Source organism: Pseudoalteromonas sp. XMcav1-K (genome assembly GCF_044005875.1).
In the GTDB taxonomy this organism is placed as follows: Bacteria; Pseudomonadota; Gammaproteobacteria; order Enterobacterales; family Alteromonadaceae; genus Pseudoalteromonas; species Pseudoalteromonas spongiae.
On the sequence record NZ_JBIPJE010000023.1, the window covers coordinates 1 to 19,370 of the forward strand.

General features: G+C 41.0%; 19 protein-coding genes and 1 rRNA gene. 10 read left to right on the forward strand and 10 right to left on the reverse strand.

All coding sequences use genetic code 11. From position 1 onward, the window contains the following. Both rrf and ACHSBP_RS02120 read left to right on the forward strand, forming a co-directional pair. A 5S ribosomal RNA gene (gene rrf, locus ACHSBP_RS02115) occupies nucleotides 1-113 on the forward strand; the annotation flags it as partial. 658 nt (nucleotides 114-771) lie between these two features. Further along, nucleotides 772-2,271, forward strand: a complete 1,500-nt coding sequence (locus tag ACHSBP_RS02120; protein ID WP_148665214.1) for a hypothetical protein — start codon at nucleotides 772-774, stop codon at nucleotides 2,269-2,271. 2 nt (nucleotides 2,272-2,273) lie between these two features. Here ACHSBP_RS02120 and yjeH read toward each other — a convergent pair whose 3' ends face one another. Further along, nucleotides 2,274-3,521 carry an L-methionine/branched-chain amino acid transporter gene (gene yjeH / locus ACHSBP_RS02125; protein WP_395388043.1) on the reverse strand — a complete coding sequence of 416 codons (1,248 nt, stop codon included), beginning with the start codon at nucleotides 3,519-3,521 and terminating at the stop codon, nucleotides 2,274-2,276. Between the two features lie 155 nt (nucleotides 3,522-3,676). Here yjeH and ACHSBP_RS02130 point away from each other — a divergent pair, with 155 nt between their 5' ends. Together ACHSBP_RS02130 and ACHSBP_RS02135 are read left to right on the forward strand one after the other, a co-directional pair. Then, the gene (locus tag ACHSBP_RS02130) at nucleotides 3,677-4,105 is read left to right on the forward strand and encodes an Lrp/AsnC family transcriptional regulator (RefSeq protein WP_010562240.1); all 429 of its coding nucleotides are present in this window, start codon (nucleotides 3,677-3,679) and stop codon (nucleotides 4,103-4,105) included. A gap of 110 nt (nucleotides 4,106-4,215) precedes the next feature. After that, the gene (locus ACHSBP_RS02135) at nucleotides 4,216-6,354 is read left to right on the forward strand and encodes a S9 family peptidase (protein WP_138634519.1); all 2,139 of its coding nucleotides are present in this window, start codon (nucleotides 4,216-4,218) and stop codon (nucleotides 6,352-6,354) included. 50 nt (nucleotides 6,355-6,404) lie between these two features. Here the strand turns inward: ACHSBP_RS02135 and ACHSBP_RS02140 are convergent, their stop codons facing one another. Next, nucleotides 6,405-7,058 carry a glutathione S-transferase family protein gene (locus ACHSBP_RS02140; protein WP_395388044.1) on the reverse strand — a complete coding sequence of 218 codons (654 nt, stop codon included), beginning with the start codon at nucleotides 7,056-7,058 and terminating at the stop codon, nucleotides 6,405-6,407. Nucleotides 7,059-7,170: 112 nt separating this feature from the next. Between ACHSBP_RS02140 and ACHSBP_RS02145 the strand changes: the two genes are divergently transcribed. After that, the gene (locus ACHSBP_RS02145; RefSeq protein WP_395388045.1) at nucleotides 7,171-8,001 is read left to right on the forward strand and encodes a LysR substrate-binding domain-containing protein; all 831 of its coding nucleotides are present in this window, start codon (nucleotides 7,171-7,173) and stop codon (nucleotides 7,999-8,001) included. Here ACHSBP_RS02145 and ACHSBP_RS02150 read toward each other — a convergent pair. Next, a complete protein-coding gene (locus ACHSBP_RS02150; RefSeq protein WP_395388051.1) occupies nucleotides 7,984-8,451 on the reverse strand; it encodes a GNAT family N-acetyltransferase in 468 nt (155 codons plus the stop codon). The two genes, ACHSBP_RS02145 and ACHSBP_RS02150, sit on opposite strands and share 18 nt — an antisense overlap. Before the next feature lie 234 nt (nucleotides 8,452-8,685). On the opposite strand from ACHSBP_RS02150, the gene ACHSBP_RS02155 reads away from it, so the two are divergent. After that, a complete protein-coding gene (locus ACHSBP_RS02155) occupies nucleotides 8,686-9,375 on the forward strand; it encodes a DNA-3-methyladenine glycosylase I (RefSeq protein WP_010562235.1) in 690 nt (229 codons plus the stop codon). Here the strand turns inward: ACHSBP_RS02155 and msrA are convergent. Further along, on the reverse strand, nucleotides 9,372-10,616 hold the full coding sequence (msrA, locus tag ACHSBP_RS02160) for a peptide-methionine (S)-S-oxide reductase MsrA (protein WP_010562234.1): 1,245 nt from the start codon (nucleotides 10,614-10,616) through the stop codon (nucleotides 9,372-9,374). The genes ACHSBP_RS02155 and msrA overlap by 4 nt on opposite strands. A 159-nt stretch (nucleotides 10,617-10,775) precedes the next feature. On the opposite strand from msrA, the gene ACHSBP_RS02165 reads away from it, so the two are divergent. Continuing rightward, nucleotides 10,776-11,006, forward strand: a complete 231-nt coding sequence (locus tag ACHSBP_RS02165; RefSeq protein ID WP_010562233.1) for a hypothetical protein — start codon at nucleotides 10,776-10,778, stop codon at nucleotides 11,004-11,006. A 56-nt stretch (nucleotides 11,007-11,062) separates the two neighbouring features. Here ACHSBP_RS02165 and ACHSBP_RS02170 read toward each other — a convergent pair whose 3' ends face one another. Continuing rightward, nucleotides 11,063-11,833: a hypothetical protein gene (locus tag ACHSBP_RS02170; protein WP_010562232.1), complete on the reverse strand. Its 771-nt coding sequence runs from the start codon at nucleotides 11,831-11,833 to the stop codon at nucleotides 11,063-11,065. 116 nt (nucleotides 11,834-11,949) lie between these two features. On the opposite strand from ACHSBP_RS02170, the gene ACHSBP_RS02175 reads away from it, so the two are divergent. From ACHSBP_RS02175 to ACHSBP_RS02185, 3 genes are all read left to right on the forward strand, one after another. Continuing rightward, nucleotides 11,950-12,387, forward strand: a complete 438-nt coding sequence (locus ACHSBP_RS02175) for a PaaI family thioesterase (RefSeq protein WP_010562231.1) — start codon at nucleotides 11,950-11,952, stop codon at nucleotides 12,385-12,387. Between the two features lie 81 nt (nucleotides 12,388-12,468). Beyond that, complete coding sequence (locus tag ACHSBP_RS02180) at nucleotides 12,469-12,702, forward strand: hypothetical protein (RefSeq protein ID WP_010562230.1); 234 nt, start codon at nucleotides 12,469-12,471, stop codon at nucleotides 12,700-12,702. Nucleotides 12,703-12,771: 69 nt separating this feature from the next. After that, complete coding sequence (locus ACHSBP_RS02185; protein WP_395388046.1) at nucleotides 12,772-13,539, forward strand: substrate-binding periplasmic protein; 768 nt, start codon at nucleotides 12,772-12,774, stop codon at nucleotides 13,537-13,539. On the opposite strand, the gene ACHSBP_RS02190 is transcribed toward ACHSBP_RS02185, so the two are convergent. The 5 genes from ACHSBP_RS02190 to ACHSBP_RS02210 all read right to left on the reverse strand — a co-directional run bounded on the left by ACHSBP_RS02190 (nucleotide 13,536) and on the right by ACHSBP_RS02210 (nucleotide 19,077). Further along, on the reverse strand, nucleotides 13,536-14,276 hold the full coding sequence (locus ACHSBP_RS02190) for a phosphoadenylyl-sulfate reductase (RefSeq protein ID WP_010562228.1): 741 nt from the start codon (nucleotides 14,274-14,276) through the stop codon (nucleotides 13,536-13,538). The two genes, ACHSBP_RS02185 and ACHSBP_RS02190, sit on opposite strands and share 4 nt — an antisense overlap. Before the next feature lie 41 nt (nucleotides 14,277-14,317). Then, on the reverse strand, nucleotides 14,318-16,036 hold the full coding sequence (cysI, locus tag ACHSBP_RS02195) for an assimilatory sulfite reductase (NADPH) hemoprotein subunit (RefSeq protein WP_010562227.1): 1,719 nt from the start codon (nucleotides 16,034-16,036) through the stop codon (nucleotides 14,318-14,320). Between the two features lie 54 nt (nucleotides 16,037-16,090). Further along, entirely contained in the window at nucleotides 16,091-17,905 is a 1,815-nt protein-coding gene (locus ACHSBP_RS02200) for an assimilatory sulfite reductase (NADPH) flavoprotein subunit (protein WP_395388047.1), read from the reverse strand. Between the two features lie 205 nt (nucleotides 17,906-18,110). Further along, complete coding sequence (locus ACHSBP_RS02205) at nucleotides 18,111-18,686, reverse strand: prepilin-type N-terminal cleavage/methylation domain-containing protein (protein ID WP_010562225.1); 576 nt, start codon at nucleotides 18,684-18,686, stop codon at nucleotides 18,111-18,113. A 13-nt stretch (nucleotides 18,687-18,699) separates the two neighbouring features. Then, nucleotides 18,700-19,077, reverse strand: coding sequence for a hypothetical protein (locus ACHSBP_RS02210; RefSeq protein WP_010562224.1), 378 nt, complete (start codon nucleotides 19,075-19,077; stop codon nucleotides 18,700-18,702). Nucleotides 19,078-19,370 lie beyond the last annotated feature (293 nt).

The window sequence follows — 19,370 nt, forward strand, 5'->3', positions numbered from 1 at the left end:
TGGTGACTATAGCGTTTTGGAACCACCTGACCCCATGCCGAACTCAGAAGTGAAACGAAACAGCGTCGATGATAGTGTGGGTTCGCCCATGTGAAAGTAGAACATCGCCAAGCTCCTAATTAAGTAAGAAGCCCGCTCATTGAGCGGGCTTTTTGCGTTTGGGCGTTTAATGAACTTGGAACAATGCCCATAAAGCTGGGTGCCATCGCGCATCCTTGCGCTCACTTCGTCAGGCTGCGAAACTCTGTTTCGGTCCATCGTCACCCATGTGCCTCTTCACCGCTGTGGGCATTTGAAGATAGATTATATTTCAATGAATCGTTATAAATACTTCCCTGTAGCTTGGTTAAATTGGCCTTCCATCACCTCATTACACTGCGAAACTTAGTTAACTACAGGCGTCCTGCCTTCCGTCCTTCGGACCAGCAGAGCTGTTCAAATATATTCCGGATATTTTTGTCGGTCCATTTTCACCCATTTGTTTCTGAGCGTTATGGCGTGTGAATCTCACTAAGCTTCATAACTAGGCTAATTTCATTCACATGTAACTGATTAAAACGCTTTCTACAAAAAGTAAGACTGATTTTCTTATGTCTTCTAAACGTAATATAGTAGTATTGAATCATTGATCGAATTGTTGCCTCAGGCTTTCTCCTGATTAATGTCAGTCAACTTTGTTGTAAAATTGTCTTCTCTATGTCGATATAGAAGTGATCCTTTTTACATTTATTGTGCACAGTAAAATATTGCTAAAAATAATATAATAAAAATATGAAGCGCTTTATTCAGTATCAAACAGATCGGTTATCCGCTATCCCAAATATGGCTAGCGCTATCTCGAAGAAAATATCAGAATTCCAATATGATTATCGTAAGATGTTGGAAGAGGCGTCTCTGTTTTTTGAAAAACACTACGAATACGAAGCGGAACTTGCGCAATTAAATAAAAAGATCGTCGCTTACCAAGAACATATCGATATTGTCGAAAACTACCGCAAAGAAAAAGGTAAGTATCCGCTTATTAAAGGGCAACGATCTGCTCAGCGTTATTTAGAAAAACTACATCAAAAGATTGACGAAGCAGAGCTGCGCATCAAACAAATTGCAGCCGAGCGTTTGAAGGCTCGTGGCGAGCGTTACATCTCACTGGAAAAGCTAATCGATAATATTCTCGATTTGCTCGATGGGCCTAAAATATTCAGTCAGTTTTTGGGGACCATGGTACTTTCAACGCCGCTACCCAATGAAACGGTTCGTTGTACGCGAAACGAAAAAAACAAACCAATTTATATTACGGCACTAACCGTTGCGCTTTTTGAAGAAGCTCGCCTATTTAACCAATTTACTTCAACTTATTTAAAGCAAGCGCTGAGCGATATCATCGGATACGATAAAGTTAGCTTAATGCAGCGTCATGATTACAAGCCGTTCACCAAAGAGCAGAAAATGGCTTATCGTGAAGAAGTGCTTAAACCCATCGTTAAGGCTACTTTGCTTCGCCATATTGGCTCTTATGCACCTCATGCTGAAGCAATTTATCAAGGTAATCGGTTCAGGCTGTTAGATGCAGAGCAGCGTAATAAGTTATTAGCTGGAATTAAACGAAACTCCTATCTCTACTTACGTCAGGGTGTAGGTTTACCGCAAAGACGTTTTGATAAAAAAGAAGAACGTGATGAGTTCTTTGAAATTGAAAATGCCAAGTTAGATTTTATGACCCAGTTGCTTGATTTTGATAATCAAGAACCTGAGCTGCGTGACTTGATGCGTATTCCTATGGTGTATGCTTCGTTTATGCTGTCTACCAAAGAGGAATATGATTATCGCAATATGTATCGCGCATATGACATTCTAAAAGATGGCATGAAGCAAGGTGAGTATAACGCAAATTTTTGTGCGTTATTCTTACGTATGGTTGGACGATTCCCGCTTGGCAGTGGCATTTATTTTATCTCGCATGAAACAGAGCAAATTGAAAAAGGCATCGTTTCATCTCTATTTCCTAAAAATCCAGAGGAGCCTTACGTAAAACAAATTACACGTAATCACATACAATCACTTAGCCAAACTGAAGTTTTGGTGGTACGCAGCACTAATATTTATTTTGAATCTACCCGGGAGAACTCGGGGCTAGAAGAGGTGGTGTTTACACAACGCTACCAACCACCGTATGTGTGGAATGCTAATGAAATGTGGGAAGTTCAGGTGCCAGCGTTAGTCTTTTGGAAAAAGGATGGCACTACTAAAAACAGTAATCTCGCTATGCTATAGCATTAGCAGTTATTAGCGAGTTGCACACTGCCGCGGCGTTTTTGCCATTTTACCGCAGGTATTAACACCGTAGCTAATAACAGTGCATAAGCCATGTGCGCACCAATGCCAAATGCAAGAGCCATGCAGGCAATAAACCCTAACGAAATCGTAATACGGTGTTTTGCTGCGAGCAATACCCATGCAGAGCACATGGTTGCAACATAGATAATAACAAACACACCATTTACCCAGTTTATTAAACCTTCCAGATCTTGGCCGCTGAAATAAGTTATAACGAGTACTGTTGCCATGATACTCAGCACACAAATCAATGCTCTTTGCGGTACATTATATTGGTTTGTGTATGCTAATTGTTTGGGCAATACTTTTTGTTCAGCGAAGCTTGCGACAAGTTTGGCCAGACTTGTTGTGTAAACGTTGATGGTAGCAAGGCCACCTGCTGTACCAAGTATACCAATGATATAGTTACCGCCACTGAAATAGTGGTTAAATACGCCGATAATCGCCAGCTTTTGATCATTAGGGTGGGCCAAAACTAATACCGTAGATAATAAATAAATCACGCCAACAATGACACTGCCTATAATCATCGCTGGAATAACATCTTGCTTCGGCTTTTTAAACTCATTGGCAAGGTGTGACATAGCTTCAACACCAAGAAAACTCCAAAAAGCGAGACCCGCGGCACTTAGTATTTTATCGCTATCCAAACTCAGCGTTGTGTTCGATTGCATAACGACTTGTTCATTGCTGAAAGTACATAACAGCATGACAATAAAGGTGATTAACAGGGTAAGCAGAAACTGTAGTTTTGCTGAAACATGAATGCCTTTACGATTTATGTAAAACAGGCATAAAAGCGCAGCGAGTTCCGCGAGTAACAATTGTACACCGCTAATATTTATCATTCCTTGCACAAACTGAAAGGTCATAATAATGGCCGCGGGTGCACCAATTGGCACGACTAACAAAAACATTAAGCCAATGACTCTGCCTGCAGTTTTGCCAAAAGCTTTTTCAACAAAGTGAGCTGGGCCACCTGAATGTGGAAAAAGTGACGATAGCTTTCCAAACACATAAGTAATAGGGATTAATCCGACTGTTAGTAGAAGCCAAGCGTAGAGTGCATTACTTCCCGACATTTCGACGGTTAGCTGCGGTAGTATAAATACTCCGGTACCGAGTAAGGTTGTTGCCATCATGCCGGCGCCTTGCCAGCGTCCAATGCCTGTATTAACTGATTTCATGTTACTTTGTTTATGGTTTTTAATAGCGCTAGTATAGAAATATTTACTATCTCAAACTGTTTGAGTTGCTAGGCAGAGTGTGTGATATGCAGGTAAAATGACGGTATTACTGCAAAATTAAAACACTTTGAAGGTTTAGGTGATTAAGTATGCAAATGGATAAATTTGATCAGGCGATTATTGGTCAGTTAAAAATAAACGCGAGGCAAAGCGTATCGGCGATAGCTGATGCGGTAAATCTCTCGCGTTCAGCTGTTACAGAGCGGATTAAAAAACTAGAGCGTCAGGGGCAAATTCGCGGCTATCAAGTCTTGCTAAGTGAATCGCAAAAAGTAGGTGTATCTGCTTACTTTGAAATTCAGCATCAGTGCACGCGTTGTTCAAACATTGTTAAGGTGTTTCAGGTGATCCCGGAAGTTTTAACGTGCCATGGCATTACTGGCGACATGGATTTATTGGTTTACGTGCAAACAGATTCGATGCAACGACTTCATGAAATTAGAGAATACTTAGACGCAGAGCCTGATATCGTAAAAATTAAAACACATGTCGTAATGAGTGAATGGATTAATAATTTAGGCTAAATACACGTAAATTATCGTTATATACCGTTGTTACAATTCGTTACGCAAAACTATAGTCGTAATTAATTTACTGGGTTAGCATGGGAAGGTTAAATACAAAGGGAATATTTATGAAAGCATTAAAACCAATCGCACTAAGTGCACTCTCACTATTAGTGCTTAGCGCTTGCAATAACACTCAAAACAACAACAAAACTGATATTGCCGCGCCTATCGCCAAAAAGGTGCCATTTGAAATGACGCACCACGGTAACACACGCGTTGATAATTATTATTGGATGCGTGACGATGAGCGCAAAGATCCAGAAATTCTAGCGCATTTAGAGGCTGAAAATAGTTATACAGAACAAAAATTAAAACATACTGAAGCACTACAAGCGCAATTATTTGACGAGATCAAAGGTCGCATTGTTAAAGATGATCAATCTGTACCAGTCAAACAGGGCGATTACTTTTACGGTAGTGAAGTAAGCGGTGATAATGAATATAGCGTATATACGCGCGCAAAAGATTTAGCAGGTACTGATAAGCAAGTACTGTTAGATGTTAACGAATTGGCAAAAGCACATGATTATTTTAGTGTTAGCACGCTAACTGTAAGTGAAAACGATAATTTACTCGCGTATGGCGAAGATACATTAAGCCGTCGTATTTACACTATTCGCATTAAAGACCTAACTACAGGCGAATACTTAAAAGATAAAATTGAAGGTACGTCAGGCAATATTGTTTGGGGTAACGACAATACCTTCTTGTACTACATCAAAAAAGACCCGCAAACCTTGCTTGGTTATCAGGTTTACCGCCATGTGCTGGGAACGGACCAAAGCAGTGATGAGCTAGTGTACGAAGAGAAAAACAAAGCTTACTACACTTACATTAGTAAGAGTAAAGACAGTAGTTTAGTTTACATTCACCATTCAAGTACTGAAGCGCGCGGTGTATCAATTATTGATGCGAACGACGCCAAGGCGAAACCAACGCGTTTTATTCCGCGTGAAGATAAGCACGAATACAGTATTGCTAAGTTAAATAACGATTTTTACATTACTACTAACCTAGATGCGGTTAACTTCCGTTTAATGAAAGTTGATGCAAGTAAAGTAGGTGATAAGGCGCATTGGCAAGAAGTTATCCCTGCGCGTGATAACGTAAAACTTGAAGATATTACGTTATTTGATAATCACTTAGTTTATCAAGAGCGTGAGAATGGTTTAACGAATGTCACTGTGCGTAAGCTTGATTCAGGCAAAGAGTTTAACCTGGACTTTAAAGATACTGCTTTTGCTGCAGGTATGTACGGTAATAATGAACTTGATAATGCATCTGTTCGTTTGTACTACACCAGTATGACAACGCCTTCTAGTGTAATTGAATATACGCTAGAAGACGGTAAAAAAACTGTACTAAAAGAACAGAAAGTATTAGGTGACTTTAACTCTGATAACTATGTATCTGAACGCATTATGGTAACGGCACGCGATGGTAAAAAAGTACCTGTATCGTTGGTTTATCATAAAGATAAGTTTAAAAAAGATGGTACTAACCCGCTTTATCAATATGGTTATGGCTCGTATGGTGCAACCTTCGACCCAACTTTCTCAACGTCACGTTTAAGCCTGCTTGACCGTGGTTTTGTTTACGCCATTGCCCATATTCGAGGCTCTCAAATGCTAGGTCGCCCTTGGTATGAAGATGGTAAAAAACTCACCAAGAAAAATACCTTTAACGACTTTGTAGACGTAACTAAAGCGCTTGTAGAACAAGGTTATGGTGCAAAAGATAAAGTTTTTGCGGTTGGCGGCAGTGCCGGTGGTTTATTAATGGGGGCTGTGATTAACCAAGCGCCAGAATTATATCGCGGTGTTGCTTCTCACGTACCATTTGTCGATGTAGTTACCACTATGCTTGATGAATCAATTCCACTGACTACAAACGAGTATGATGAGTGGGGGAACCCGAATGAAAAAGCGTACTATGACTACATGTTAAGTTACTCACCTTACGATCAGGTTAAGCGTCAAGCGTATCCAAACCTGTTAGTAACGACTGGCTTACATGACTCGCAAGTACAGTACTTTGAACCTATGAAGTGGGTTGCTAAGTTGCGTGAATATAAGACGAACGATAACCTACTACTATTCAAAACGGATATGGAAGCAGGTCACGGTGGTGCATCAGGTCGCTTTAAGCGCATAAACGATACTGCATTAGAGTATGCGTTCTTCATTGATTTACTAGAGCAGTAATACACATATTAAAGGGGCGAAAGCCCCTTTCTTTTCTTTATTAAGCTAAGTTAGATTTCTTCGCCCGCTTCATCTATTTGAACAATCTCAGTTTCCTGCAAAGCCAGATCTATCCACTCGGCAAGTACAGAACAGCTCAATACTTTGTGCATATAAGCAGTTGCAGGAGCATTTAATGAAATGCCATAGGTTTTAAAACGCAGCGCGATAGGTGCAAACATGGCATCAACAATTCCCCAATCACCAAATAGCCAACCGCCTTGATGTTGAAACAGTGTGTGTTGTTCACTAAAAATCTGCTCAATGCGCGCAATGTCATTATGGCTTTGTGCTGTCAGTTCCACTTTGCGCTTAGCGCGTATATTCATAGGTAACTGATTGCGTAATGAGTTAAAACCAGCATGCATTTCTGCCGCTAATGCGCGAGCTTTTGCACGTTGCTGCGGATCACTTGGCCAACCTTTATTAAATAAATAAGTTTCATTGATGTATTCGCAAATCGCGAGCGAATCCCATATGGTTGTACTGCCATCAACTAACACAGGCACTTTAGCGATGGGAGCAATGGTGGCAAGGGTATCGCTAAAACTTGGTGTCTCTAATTTTAAGTTGTGTTCAGTGAAAATTAAATTGAATTTTTTCATTACAAGCCAGGCTCTTAGTGACCAGCTCGAATAGTTTTTATTGGCGATATATAAATCCATCTAGCGTTACTCTCAATTACGTAGTTAGTTTAATTGCCAATAATTTATCGTGTTATTTATGCATCGAATAGCGCATAATTCTTATACTATCTATCAGTTAAATTGATGTGTTATGGAAATTGATGCGCTTAAAAGTTTACTTGCATTTGTCGACACTGGAAGCATAACGCGCGCTGCTAAACAGGTTAATCGTACTCAGTCAGCAGTTAGTATGCAGATGAAAAAGCTCGAACAGGATATAGGGAAGGTGTTGTTTGAAAAAAATGGTCGCAATCTCATTTTGTCAAAAGATGGGCATCAACTTGTTGGTTATGCAAAACAACTTATTGCACATTACGACAGCACATTAAATGCCGTTAAAACGGACCGCAATAAGTTACGCATTCGGTTAGGTTGCCCTGATGATTACGCCGATGCTATTTTGCCATGCGTAGTAAAAAAAATGCATCAGTTGTGGCCAAGTTTAGATCTGCAAATACGTTGTTTACCAAGCAATATTATTCGACAGCAGCTCGACAATGGTGAACTCGATTTAGGCATAGTAACACGCTCATTTGATAGTGAAGAGGGTATTATTATTGCTAAAGATAGTGGGGTATGGGTAAGTAATGGTGATTGTAAAATATTAGAACAAACGCCTTTACCCCTGGTTACATTTCAGCAAGATTGCCGTTTTCATCACGCAGCAATTGAAGGCCTGCACAAGCAGGGAACGCAATTTAAGTTGATTGCCATGAGTGGCAGTGTTGCTGCGATGCAAGGGTTGATAAAACAAGGCATGGCAATTGGTGCTATGGCGCGCTTAAGTATCGGCGAGTTAACAGAGCTGAAAAATACGCACTTACCCGCCTTACCTGATATTAGTATTGTGCTAATTAGTAACGTGCATACCAATAGCAAAATTTCTCAAACTGAGCTGTTACAACTAGGCAACAGTGTTTAGCTGTAATGTCATAAAAGTGCTGTGTGGATCTTCTTGATAATCAGCGAAAGGACCACAGATATTAAATCCAAACTTTAGATACAAATTGCGTGCAGCAAAAAAGTATTCTTGCGTACCGGTTTCTAGGCTTAGTGACAAATAGGCTTTATCAATAGCTAGCTCAATTGTGTGTTGCAGTAAGCGTGACGCGACGCCGCTTCCACGGGCGTGCTTTGCGGTGCGCATTGACTTTATTTCAGCGTGGTTTGGGCAAAGCTGTTTTATTGCAATACAGCCAAGCAAGGTATCATCACGCCATGCGCTGAAAAAAGTGATATTGCTTTTTTTAAGTTCGTTAAGGTCAAGTGCATGAACACTCTCAGCGGGTGATGTTGCGTACATATCATCTAAATGTTCTTGTAACAGAGCAATCACAGCGGGGCTGGATAAATCATCAATTTTAATGTGCATGTAAGGTCTTCTGTAAAATAATTCAATCACGCTATTCATCTAATATGCCAATCTTATTTTATTTGTAATAAATTGAATTTATTGGTGAATTATTTTTTGATTGAAGCTGAGAAACGAAAAGCGATAGGAAATGCCACTTTTTGGTGCAAGCTGTGCTCTTTTCTTTAGCACTGGTCTTGCATCTAAATTTGCACTGGGGTTAAGCTAGTTCAAATTTTCTAAAGCCAGTAATTTATGGAAAAGTTTAACGATATCTATCTTCGCGCAGTCGAGCGAAAGGGCGGTGAGCGTCAATTAAAGGCATTGCTGTCAAAACCACTGAGTAATAAGCGCATAGCAGAGTTGCCTGATTCAGCTTGGTTATCTGAATTTACCAAAAAGATTTTTCAAAGTGGATTTTATTGGTCGGTTATTGAGAAAAAGTGGCCTGGCTTTGAAGAGGTATTTTGGCGCTTTGATGTTGAGGCATTACTAATGATGTCGCCGGAACAACAGGAAAAAGCCGCTAGCGATGAACGCATTGTGCGTAACTATAAAAAAGTACAAACGGTGCAGGCCAATGCCTATATGATCCATGATGTTGCAAGTCAGCATGGTAGTTTTAGTCAGTTTATCGCAGATTGGCCAAGTGACGACATTATTGGGCTTTGGCAGTATCTTAAAAAGCATGGCGCACGCTTAGGTGGTAACACTGGGCCTTATGCGCTTCGTGTATTAGGCAAAGATACCTTTTTGTTATCGCGAGATTGTGAGAGCTATTTGCGCAGCCATAAGATTATTGATGGCGGTTTACAAACTAAAAAGTCGTTGGTTGCAATTCAAGCTTTCTTTAATGAATTGCAACAGCAAAGTGGCTTAAGTTATCAAGAGCTTAGCCAAATAATTTCATATAGCTGCGGCGATAATGTAGTCGGTATTAGTTAACTGCGCGGTACAAATTCTAATACGGTTGCATTGATGCAGTAACGCAGCTGACCATTTGGGCCATCATCAAATACATGGCCTAAATGAATGTCAGACTCAACCGCACGAATTTCAGTACGTACCATGCCAAAGCTATGGTCTGGTTTTTCATACACGGCACCTTTTACCGGTTTGGTGAATGAAAGCCAGCCACTGTTAGAGTTAAAGCGGTCACGCGTATCAAATAACTTAGCGCCACTTAGCTTATCGATAAATACGCCATCCGGCGTGTTTTTAAAAATCTCATATTGTTTGCAATAGCGGTTATCGGTGCCTTTATTAAATGCGACATTAAACGCTTCACCTTTACCCAGTTTAAATGCTCCCACTATCTTGTAAAACTCATCACGAGACACATAACCTTGGCGTGCAAAAACTTCTTTGCCTTGCTCTAACAGAATAATGGTGGGGGTTGCCCAGGTTGGCGTTTTAATTGTGAGATCGTGAAGTTGATCGGCCGTTCTAAACGTAAGCGGAATTGAGCCAGCATACCCTTTTGCTGTCTCAGCTTTAAATTTTTCACAGTAAGGGCAGAATGGGGCATCAATGACCAAAATTTGTTTACCTTCTAACAGCGCACTGTTATTAAGTTTAGCGATAGTTTGTTGGTTAAATGTCACACCAGTTCGCAAATCAGGGCAGTAGCCATTAGGGTTTTTGGCAAGATAATCTTGATGATATTCTTCCGCCGCATAAAAGGTATTAAGTGGCTTAATGCTGGTGGCTATTTTGCCGAAACCAGCCTGACTAAGTAGAGATTGGAATTGTTTAGTAACCGCCATTGCGAGCGTTTTTTGTTGCTCTGAATTATATAAAATAGTTGAGCGATATTGTGTGCCTACATCGTTACCTTGGCGGTTCACCTGTGTCGGATCATGGTGCTCATAAAAATGCTGTAAAATTTGCTCTAGACTAATTTCATTACGATTAAAAGTGACTTTAACGACTTCGGCATAGTTATTAGGGTTGTACTTGTTACTTTTTTTAATGATATTACGGTAGGTTGCTTTAAAGCCGCTGCCATCCGCATAGCCACTCACGGCATCAATTACGCCATTAAGTGCTTCATAGCGTTTCTCTGCGCCCCAAAAGCAGCCCGAACCAAGCACGATTGAATCTAAGTGATTGGTTTGTGGTTTACGCTCTTGTGCAGAATTGGTAAAGCTTAGTAAGAATAAGCTAAAGCAAATTAGGTAGTTCATATCGGCGCCTTGTTAAACTTTATACTACGTAAATACATAGACCTGAGATCGCCTTGTTTATATTCACAACCGCTCAACATTTAGATTAGCCGTTTATCAATTAGTGAAAGTGACAGTGACAAATTGTTTTATGCTTTATCGCAACAACAAGGGGGAAATATGAAGAAATTAATCTCAATAGCACTTGGTTTATCTGCACTAGCCTTAGCAGGCTGTAATGCGACGATGGATGTTACTTACACTCCGATTACCGAATTAGAAACGCATACCGATTGGGAAATCGACACCGCAACGGGCTCTTGGAAAGTAGTTGAAAGCACTGTTTATATTAGCGCCGAGGAAAAGCAGCACGAGTTACCTAAGCAATATGATCGCTTCTCTAACAATTAGTTTTACTAAATTAACTCTTTTAGAGTGCGCGTTGATAAAGTTAAGCGCACTCTAAATTAAAAGCGTGAAGTCATCAGCAAGGTCACCGAATCTAAGCCTGAACTATCATCTCCAAACCCCGCACCTAAACCAAAGTTAAATGAAAAGTGTTCATTAAACCAATACTGAGTTTGCACTTCAAAATTGTTATTATCGAGTTCATTGGTTTGCGCCAGCGCTTGAATACCAATAAACCAATTCTCATTGATATAATAATCTGCCCGTCCTTGATAATAATCTTCTTTCCCCGATATTTGTTTAAATACAAAATCCCAGCCTTGCCCTTGTTCAATTTTGGTGTAGCGCACATATGGGGTTAATCGCCAGTTATTACTTGAATCTTGCACACCAAAAACATCGGATTCGTTACGATATAAGTAAGTTACGCCAACACCTAGCTGCAAATTAGTGGTGATATTGTTACCGAGTTCGCCGTTAAGCATTAAATATTCGTTATTAAAATCGTTATCTTTTGCATACTCTACGTTAGAGCGAACAACCAACGCATTGTCGAAATAATGTGTGTATTCGACGTCAATATCATAAAAATCATCCAGTACGAGTGCTCGCGTCGAGAGGGTATTGATTCTATTTAGATAGGTTTTAATATTGTGAGGACCACTTGCCGATGCCAGATCTTCAAAGGCGTAGGTATAAGCAATCCCAACAAAATTATCATCAAAGTCATAAAGGTCAGACACACCAAAATCGATTTGATGTTGAATCGTGTCGCTTGCTAAGCCACTATTGCAGGCAAATAAAAGGGCTAAAGGCAGTAGTTTTTTCATGTTAATTCCTTTTTGACAGTAGGATAAAGAAATAACTACCTATTGATAAGTTCAGACCTGTTTGAAATTGTTAGAGATTGTAAAAGTACCTAGCTTTGTATACGAGGGAACAATAAATGATTTGGTATAAAGAAATAGATAAAGCGTTATGCGATAAGCTAGATGAAGGTTTGCATGGTAAAGGCAGCTTAATGAAAACGTTAGGGATTGAAATATGTGAAGTTGGCGACGATTATCTTGTTGCTAGCATGCCAGTTACACCTGATCACCACAACCCTATTGGTATGCTGCACGGAGGCGCGAATGTTGTGCTAGCTGAAACAGTAGCAAGCTACGCGGCAAACTTTGTTGTAGATACCGATAAGTATTACTGCGTAGGCCAAGAAATCAATGCGAATCATATTAAAGCGGCGCGCAAAGGTATGGTGTATGCCACAGCAAAAGCTGTTCACTTAGGTAAACGTACCTCTGTGTGGGAAGTTAAAATTACCAACCAAGCCGGTGAGCTTACTTGCATTTCAAGAATGACCGCAGCGGTGGTTGAGCGACGATAGTTGATCTACATCTAGTAACCGCGTTTTAGCGCTGGTATTTTATCTAGCGCTGGCATATACCTTAGCCAGAGGTATATGCAAATGAGTGAAAAATCGTTAATTACGCTGCTTAAAGTAGTTATTGTGCTTGGATTATGCTTAATAGGACTTGGATATTATTTGATAAATGTCGCACATATTGAGCAAAGTATGGGTATCTCCGGCATGATGATTGGCGGAGGGTGTTATGCGCTTGGATTAATCTTATCTTTGCCAACCAAAATGTACCTTACGTTTATTTGGGTTACCGCGGAACAAAGAAAAAAGAGCGGTTAACAGGTTAGCTCAGCAGATTATTAAATAATCAGCCATACTATGATTTATCACTCATTATTAGTGGCACTTGTGATTAGGTTTTTTTGTTTATTATTGTTGTGCTTTAACGCTCATGTGTATGCCCGCGATCTTAAAGTCGCTGCTGGTAATTTTACTCCGTACTTCAAGGCAAGTTCCTATCAACGCCATGTTGGCTTATACGAGCAGCTTTTGTTAGCAGGGCTTAATAGAGCAGGGTTCAGCCCGACTTACATCAATGTTTCAAACGATGCCATAAAACGCTACTACGAAAAGCAAAGGGTTGATATTGCGGTGAATTGGACTGGTGCATTTACTGGGGACGGTTACCCGTCTCAGTATCGCTTGTTCTTTTACAATCGTGCAATTTTAAGTAAAGACAATCGATGGGCTAAGGCTGAACATGTGCTTGATTTAAAAGGTGCGAGGTTAGCAAGTTTTTCAGGTGCAAGTTTAAACTTTGGTCATGACTTCCAAATTCTAATCAATGACATAAATACACGTTATTTTGAAAGTGGCGACCAGCTCGCTGTAAATAAAATGCTGGTGGCAAATAAGATTGATGTATTAGTGGCTGATTGGCTGAAGTTCTATCATTTTATTAAACCGCTGGGGCTAACAAATAAGTTTACACCGTTAGATGTTATCACAAATGCTGGTTCGCAGATTATTTTTAGAGATGAGAAAGTACGCGATGCATTTGATACTGCAATTACGCAAATGTATGTTAGTGGTGAGCTAGATAAGCTCACCCTAACATGGTTGGCAAAAAATAATTTACCTAAGGTATCACATCGTTTTTTAGCAAAACGACCTTAAATACCGCCGCCGTCTGTGTGAAGGCCACATTCACGATTTAAACCAAAGAAACGCGTTTCTTCTTCGGTCATACCTGGCTCAAGCTTACGTGTGGTATGCACATCACCCATCGACACATAGCCTTGCTCCCATAACGGGTGGTAAGGTAAATCGTGCTTGGTTAAGTATTGATACACATCACGGCTATGCCAATCAATAATTGGATAAACCTTAACAGTACCGCGGCTGATCTCAAGCACTTGCTTATCTGCTCGAGTTGATGATTGTTGACGACGCAAACCGCTAAACCAAGTGCCTGCATCGAGTTCTTTCAATGCACGTGTCATTGGTTCAACTTTATTTAAGGTATTGTATTGTTTAATACCTTGTTCGCCTTGTTCCCATAATTTACCAAACTTAGCTTCTTGCCACGCAGGGCTTAGTTCTGATTTATACACTTTCAGATTGAGTTTCAATCGCTCAGTAAGCTCATCAATAAACTGATAAGTTTCTGGAAAAAGATAACCAGTATCTGTTAAAACCACTGGAATATCTGCTTTATGCGATGTTACTAGGTGTAACATCACAGCCGCTTGAATGCCAAAGCTAGACGATAAAAAGTGTGTGCTTGGTAAATTTTCTAACGCCCATAAAACACGTTCTTCAGCCGAAAGCTCTGCTAGCATGCCATTTGCATCGGCAAGCATGGCATTCTGAACGTCTTTATCTAGCGTTAATATTTGCTTAAATTCACTCATGCATAAATTCCAAATGAGGGCGGCTAACCGCCCTTAAAATATTAAGCGTGGAAGTCTGTTTTAGAGACTTTCACTTCGGCAACGATTTCCTTACGGATAGCGAAGTCACCAAAACACTCGCCTTCGTTACGCTCTTTAGCCCATTGGCCAATTAATTCATCTAATGCTGGTAGGTAAACGTCTTCACCCACATTTTCTAGGTAAAGCTTAGGTACGCGCGTACCTTCACGGTTACCACCTAGGTAAACGTTGTATTTACCTGGGCCTTTACCTACGAAACCAATCTCAGCTAACATGGCACGACCACAACCATTCGGGCAACCTACGACACGCATAATGATGTCGTCATTCGGGATTTCGTGCTTCGCTAAAATCGCTTCTGTTTTCTCGATAAGCTCTGGTAGATAACGTTCAGCTTCAGCCATCGCAAGTGGACAAGTCGGTAATGCCACACATGCCATTGAGTTAAAGCGTTGCTCTGAGTGTGAGTCGTCAATTAAACCGTGCTCACGAGCGATTTTTTCAATAATGTCTTTTTGGTCGGCTGGCACACCGGCAACAATTAAGTTTTGGTTAGCTGTCATGCGGAAGTCACCTTGGTGAATTTCTGCAATCTTACGACAACCTGTTTTCAGCGGCTGACCTGGGTAATCAAGAATACGACCACTTTGGATAAATAGCGTTAGGTGGTGTTTACCATCAATGCCTTCTACCCAGCCGATACGGTCACCACGGTGTGTGAACTCATACGGACGGCTTTCTTCAAATTTAACGCCAGCGCGGTTTTCTACTTCTGCTTTAAACGCATCTGTACCGAAAGTATCTAATGTGTACTTAGTTTTAGCGTTCTTACGGTTAACACGGTTACCCCAGTCACGCTGCACAGACACTACGTGCTCGGCAATTTTTAGCGTGTGCTCAAGTGGGATAAAACCTAAATCATCGGCTTTGCGCGGGTAAGTGTTTACATCACCGTGGGTCATCGCAAGACCACCACCAACAAGTACGTTAAAACCAACTAGTTTGCCGTTATCAGCAATTGCAACAAAGTTAAGGTCGTTCGCGTGAACGTCTACTTCATTGTTTGGTGGAATAGTCACCGTCGTTTTGAACTTACGTGGTAAGTAAGTAGACCCTAAAATTGGCTCTTCGGTTGTTTCTGTCTTTTCACCGTTTAACCAAATTTCAGCATACGCTTTAGTGTGTGGTAGTAAGTGCTCAGAGATCTTCGCAGCCCACTCGTAAGCTTCTTGGTGTAACTCAGACTCAACAGGGTTAGTGGTACATAGTACGTTACGGTTAACGTCACCGGCAGTTGCAATTGAGTCAATACCAACGCTGTTAAGCATTTGGTGCATTTCTTTAATGCCCGGCTTTAATACACCGTGGAACTGGAATGTTTGACGCGTTGTTAAACGAATACTGCCGTAAATTGTTTTATCGCCAGCAAACTCATCAATCGCTAGCCACTGCTTAGGCGTTATAATACCGCCTGGCATACGGGCGCGAAGCATCACGTTGTGCATTGGCTCTAGCTTTTGCTTAGTACGCTCTGGACGAATATCACGGTCGTCTTGCTGGTACATACCGTGGAAACGGATTAGCTGGAAGTTATCCGCTGTAAAACCACCGGTAAGTTGGTCTTTTAAATCCGCTTCAATGGTACCGCGTAAAAAGTTACTTTGCGTTTTTAATCTTTCGTTATCAGCAAACTTAGCATTTGGGTCTAGCTTGCTGTTAGGTTTGTAATCTGTGCTCATGGCTTATCCTAAAATTTTACTGTGACGGTCAGTGTGGTGTACTAGCACTTGCTACTAGTACACGTCTTTTTGATAACGGTTGTTGCTGCGAAGCTCTTTTAGGTAGCTTTCAGCTTGCTCGTCATCTTTGCCACCATGGGCTTTAATAATGTCGATAAGTGCTTGGTGTACGTCTTTCGCCATGCGGTTTGCGTCACCACAAATATAGAAATGTGCACCTTTTTCTAACCATGCAAATACTTCTTCGCCTTTCTCGCGAAGACGGTCTTGCACGTATACTTTTTCTGCTTGGTCGCGGCTAAATGCTAGGTCTACTTTGTTAAGTAAGCCAGACTTCACATAACCTTGGATCTCTACTTGATATAAGAAATCTTGCGTGAAGTGCGGGTTACCGAAGAATAACCAGTTATCACCTTCCGCTTCACGTGCATCACGCTCTTGCAAGAATGCGCGGAAAGGCGCAATACCCGTACCTGGGCCAACCATGATAACAGGTGTGTTATCGTCGTTTGGTAAACGGAAGTTGTCGTTATGCTCGCTAAATACTTTAACTTGTACGCCTTCTTCAGCACGATTTGCTAGATAGCCAGAACAACCACCAAAGTGTTTTTCGCCAAAGGCATCAAACTCTACAAGGCCCACAGTTAAATGCACTTCTTCTTCCACTTCAGCTTGGCTAGAAGCAATTGAATATAAACGTGCTTGTAGCTTACGTAAGCTGTTTGCTAGGTCTTGTGCGCTAATATCGCTTGGGTTTTGCTTAATGATATCGAAGATTTGACGTGCTTCGATGTATTCACGCATTGCTGCTTTATCTTCAACTAGCTTTAGTAGCTCAGCGTTATTAGTTGCTTGCGCGTACTTTTCAACGAAACCTGGGTAAGACTGAGTTAGCTCTAGTTTTTCAATAAGTGCTGTGCGAATTGATAACGTTTCTGCACCTAACGTGATTTCAGTCGCGCCATCAATGTTTAATAATGCCAGTGTTTCATCAACTAGTGCTTCGTCATTTAAGAAGTAAACACCTAAAGAGTCACCTGGAAGATACGTGATATCAGAGCCTTCTAATGAAATCTCAATGTGGCGTACGTCTTTAGTTGAGTCGCGACCTGTGATCTTTTGTACCACACTTAGCTCAGCCGCAAATGGGTTTTGCTTAGTGTATTGGCTTTGCGCTGGTGCTGCACCGAAACTAGCCATAGGAATAACCTGTGCTGAACCTTGTGATTGTGCTTTAAGCTCAGGTTCGAATGCTTCAACCGCACCACCGATCCAAGCAGTTGCTTGATCTTCGTAATCAACATCTAAATCAGCACGCGCAACCACTGTTTCTGCGCCGAGTGCTTTAAAGCGTTCTTCAAAATCAATCGCCGTTTGGCAGAAGAATTCGTAGCTTGAATCACCTAAACCGATAACCGCTACTTTAACGCCATCAAGTTTAGGTGCTTTCTTCGATGCTAAAAACGCATGTAAGTTTTCAGCGTCTTCTGGTGGCTCACCCTCACCATAAGTAGAAACAGCAACAGCAATAAACTTTTCTTTCTTAAGTTGAGCAGGCTTGTAGTCAGCCATGTTCACAAGCTTTACCGCTAAGCCTTTCGCTTCAGCTGCCGCTTTAAGTTGGTTAGCGACGCCTTTTGCATTACCTGTTTGTGAACCATAAAGAATGGTTAATGCTGCAGCTTCGCCTGCTTGTGGTGCTGCGCCCGCAATCTGACCTGATAATGCTGCTGTATTGGCATTCGCTGCTAAGTAACCACTCACCCAAGCTTGTTGAATTGGGTTCAGTTCAGCAGTAAGCGCTTGTAACTTCTGTACTTGCTCTGGCGTAAGCGGACTCGCTTGCGCAGAAAGTTGACTTAACAACATGGAATTTTTTCCTCGACCACCAAATGGTTTATACGTTTCTTAACGGTGCTTGTTATACATCTAGTAACAACACACCTTTTTAAGCTTCTCTGATGGTGAAATATAACGATGTCATGGCAAAGAAAAAAATAATAGAAAGTGCTTTGTTATTCCAAAAAGGAATGTATGGAGAGTTATTTATAATTTTTGCAAAAAAATAATGCAGTTATCGATTATCTTCAAAAATAACCGAGCCGGTTGATGCGTTGTAGGTAATTTTGATTAACGCATTAATTCGGCCAGAAGTGTCGCCTAATTTGCGTAAAACATATGTGCAACTGTCACTTGCGCTTGGCGTAATTGGGTTTAAACCACTCGAAAAGCGATAAGAACGGTATTCTTGATTATTGTTGTTATGCGCTATGGATGGCGCGTCTTCAAGTAGAGTGTTCCAAAGATCAGCACAGCCTCGGTTGCCCCGTCCAATTTGAAAAGGGTTGCCCATGGTGCCTGTATTATTGTTACCTTTGTTTACGCCAACAGGGTAGCCAAAAGCATTTACATCAATACTGCCATCAAGGTAGTTAGCTAAGTTGACAACGTAATTACGATTACCGCCAATTGCCCATTTGGTTTTTGCAAAATCAACAGCTTGTTTAAAGTTAGCTGCAAGAGCTTTCGTTTTTACAGCTTCTGCATCTTCGTTAAGTGATAAAAACTTGATACTTGCTGTAATGGATATTACCGCCAATATAACAATTACGATAATAAGCTCTATAATCGTAAATCCTTGGCTTTTCATGATGCTCCCGTGGTTATTCAACGGGGTAAAGGGTGATTTCAATGCCCGCGCCTATGGCTGAAATTCTAAGCAGAGTATCGGCGTGAAGCGCCTGGTTAAAACACTTTGGATTTTGACCACTTTGAAAGCCAATATCGAATGTGCGTCTTGTACAGCTAAGCCATTGCTTTAAAGCGTTGCGAGAACAGGATTCGATCAATTCACATAAGTGATTAATTGCACTGTCAGGAGAAGTTACGTCAATGTTTGCCTCTATACGCGCCAACTGACGAGTTTCATCTTTGTCGTAGTGAAGAACCATAGCCGACTTACCCAAGTCTGAAACTAATTGGGCAATATCTTGTTTTGACTCGATTTCTAGGTCGACATTAAGAAACTGAATATCTGACATTGATGTTTTCTCTGTAATTGCTTAATCGCTAACTTTACATTAGATTGGCTTTTATCTCTAGAGCGTGTTGACCTTTGCTGTTTATTTCTGCAGCAGTTTGTTTGGCATTTAGACGAGGCAGAGCGATTGTAGTGTAGTTATTTTACATAAATGAGCGATAACACAGTGTAAATGGCAAACAAGCGCTGCCAGTAGGGTTCAACCCCAAACCGTTGTGCTCTTTGTTGTTGCTTTTTGACTTAGCCCGCTAGGTCAACAAAGTGCCGCCGCGTTCAAAACGGTTTGGATTTGAA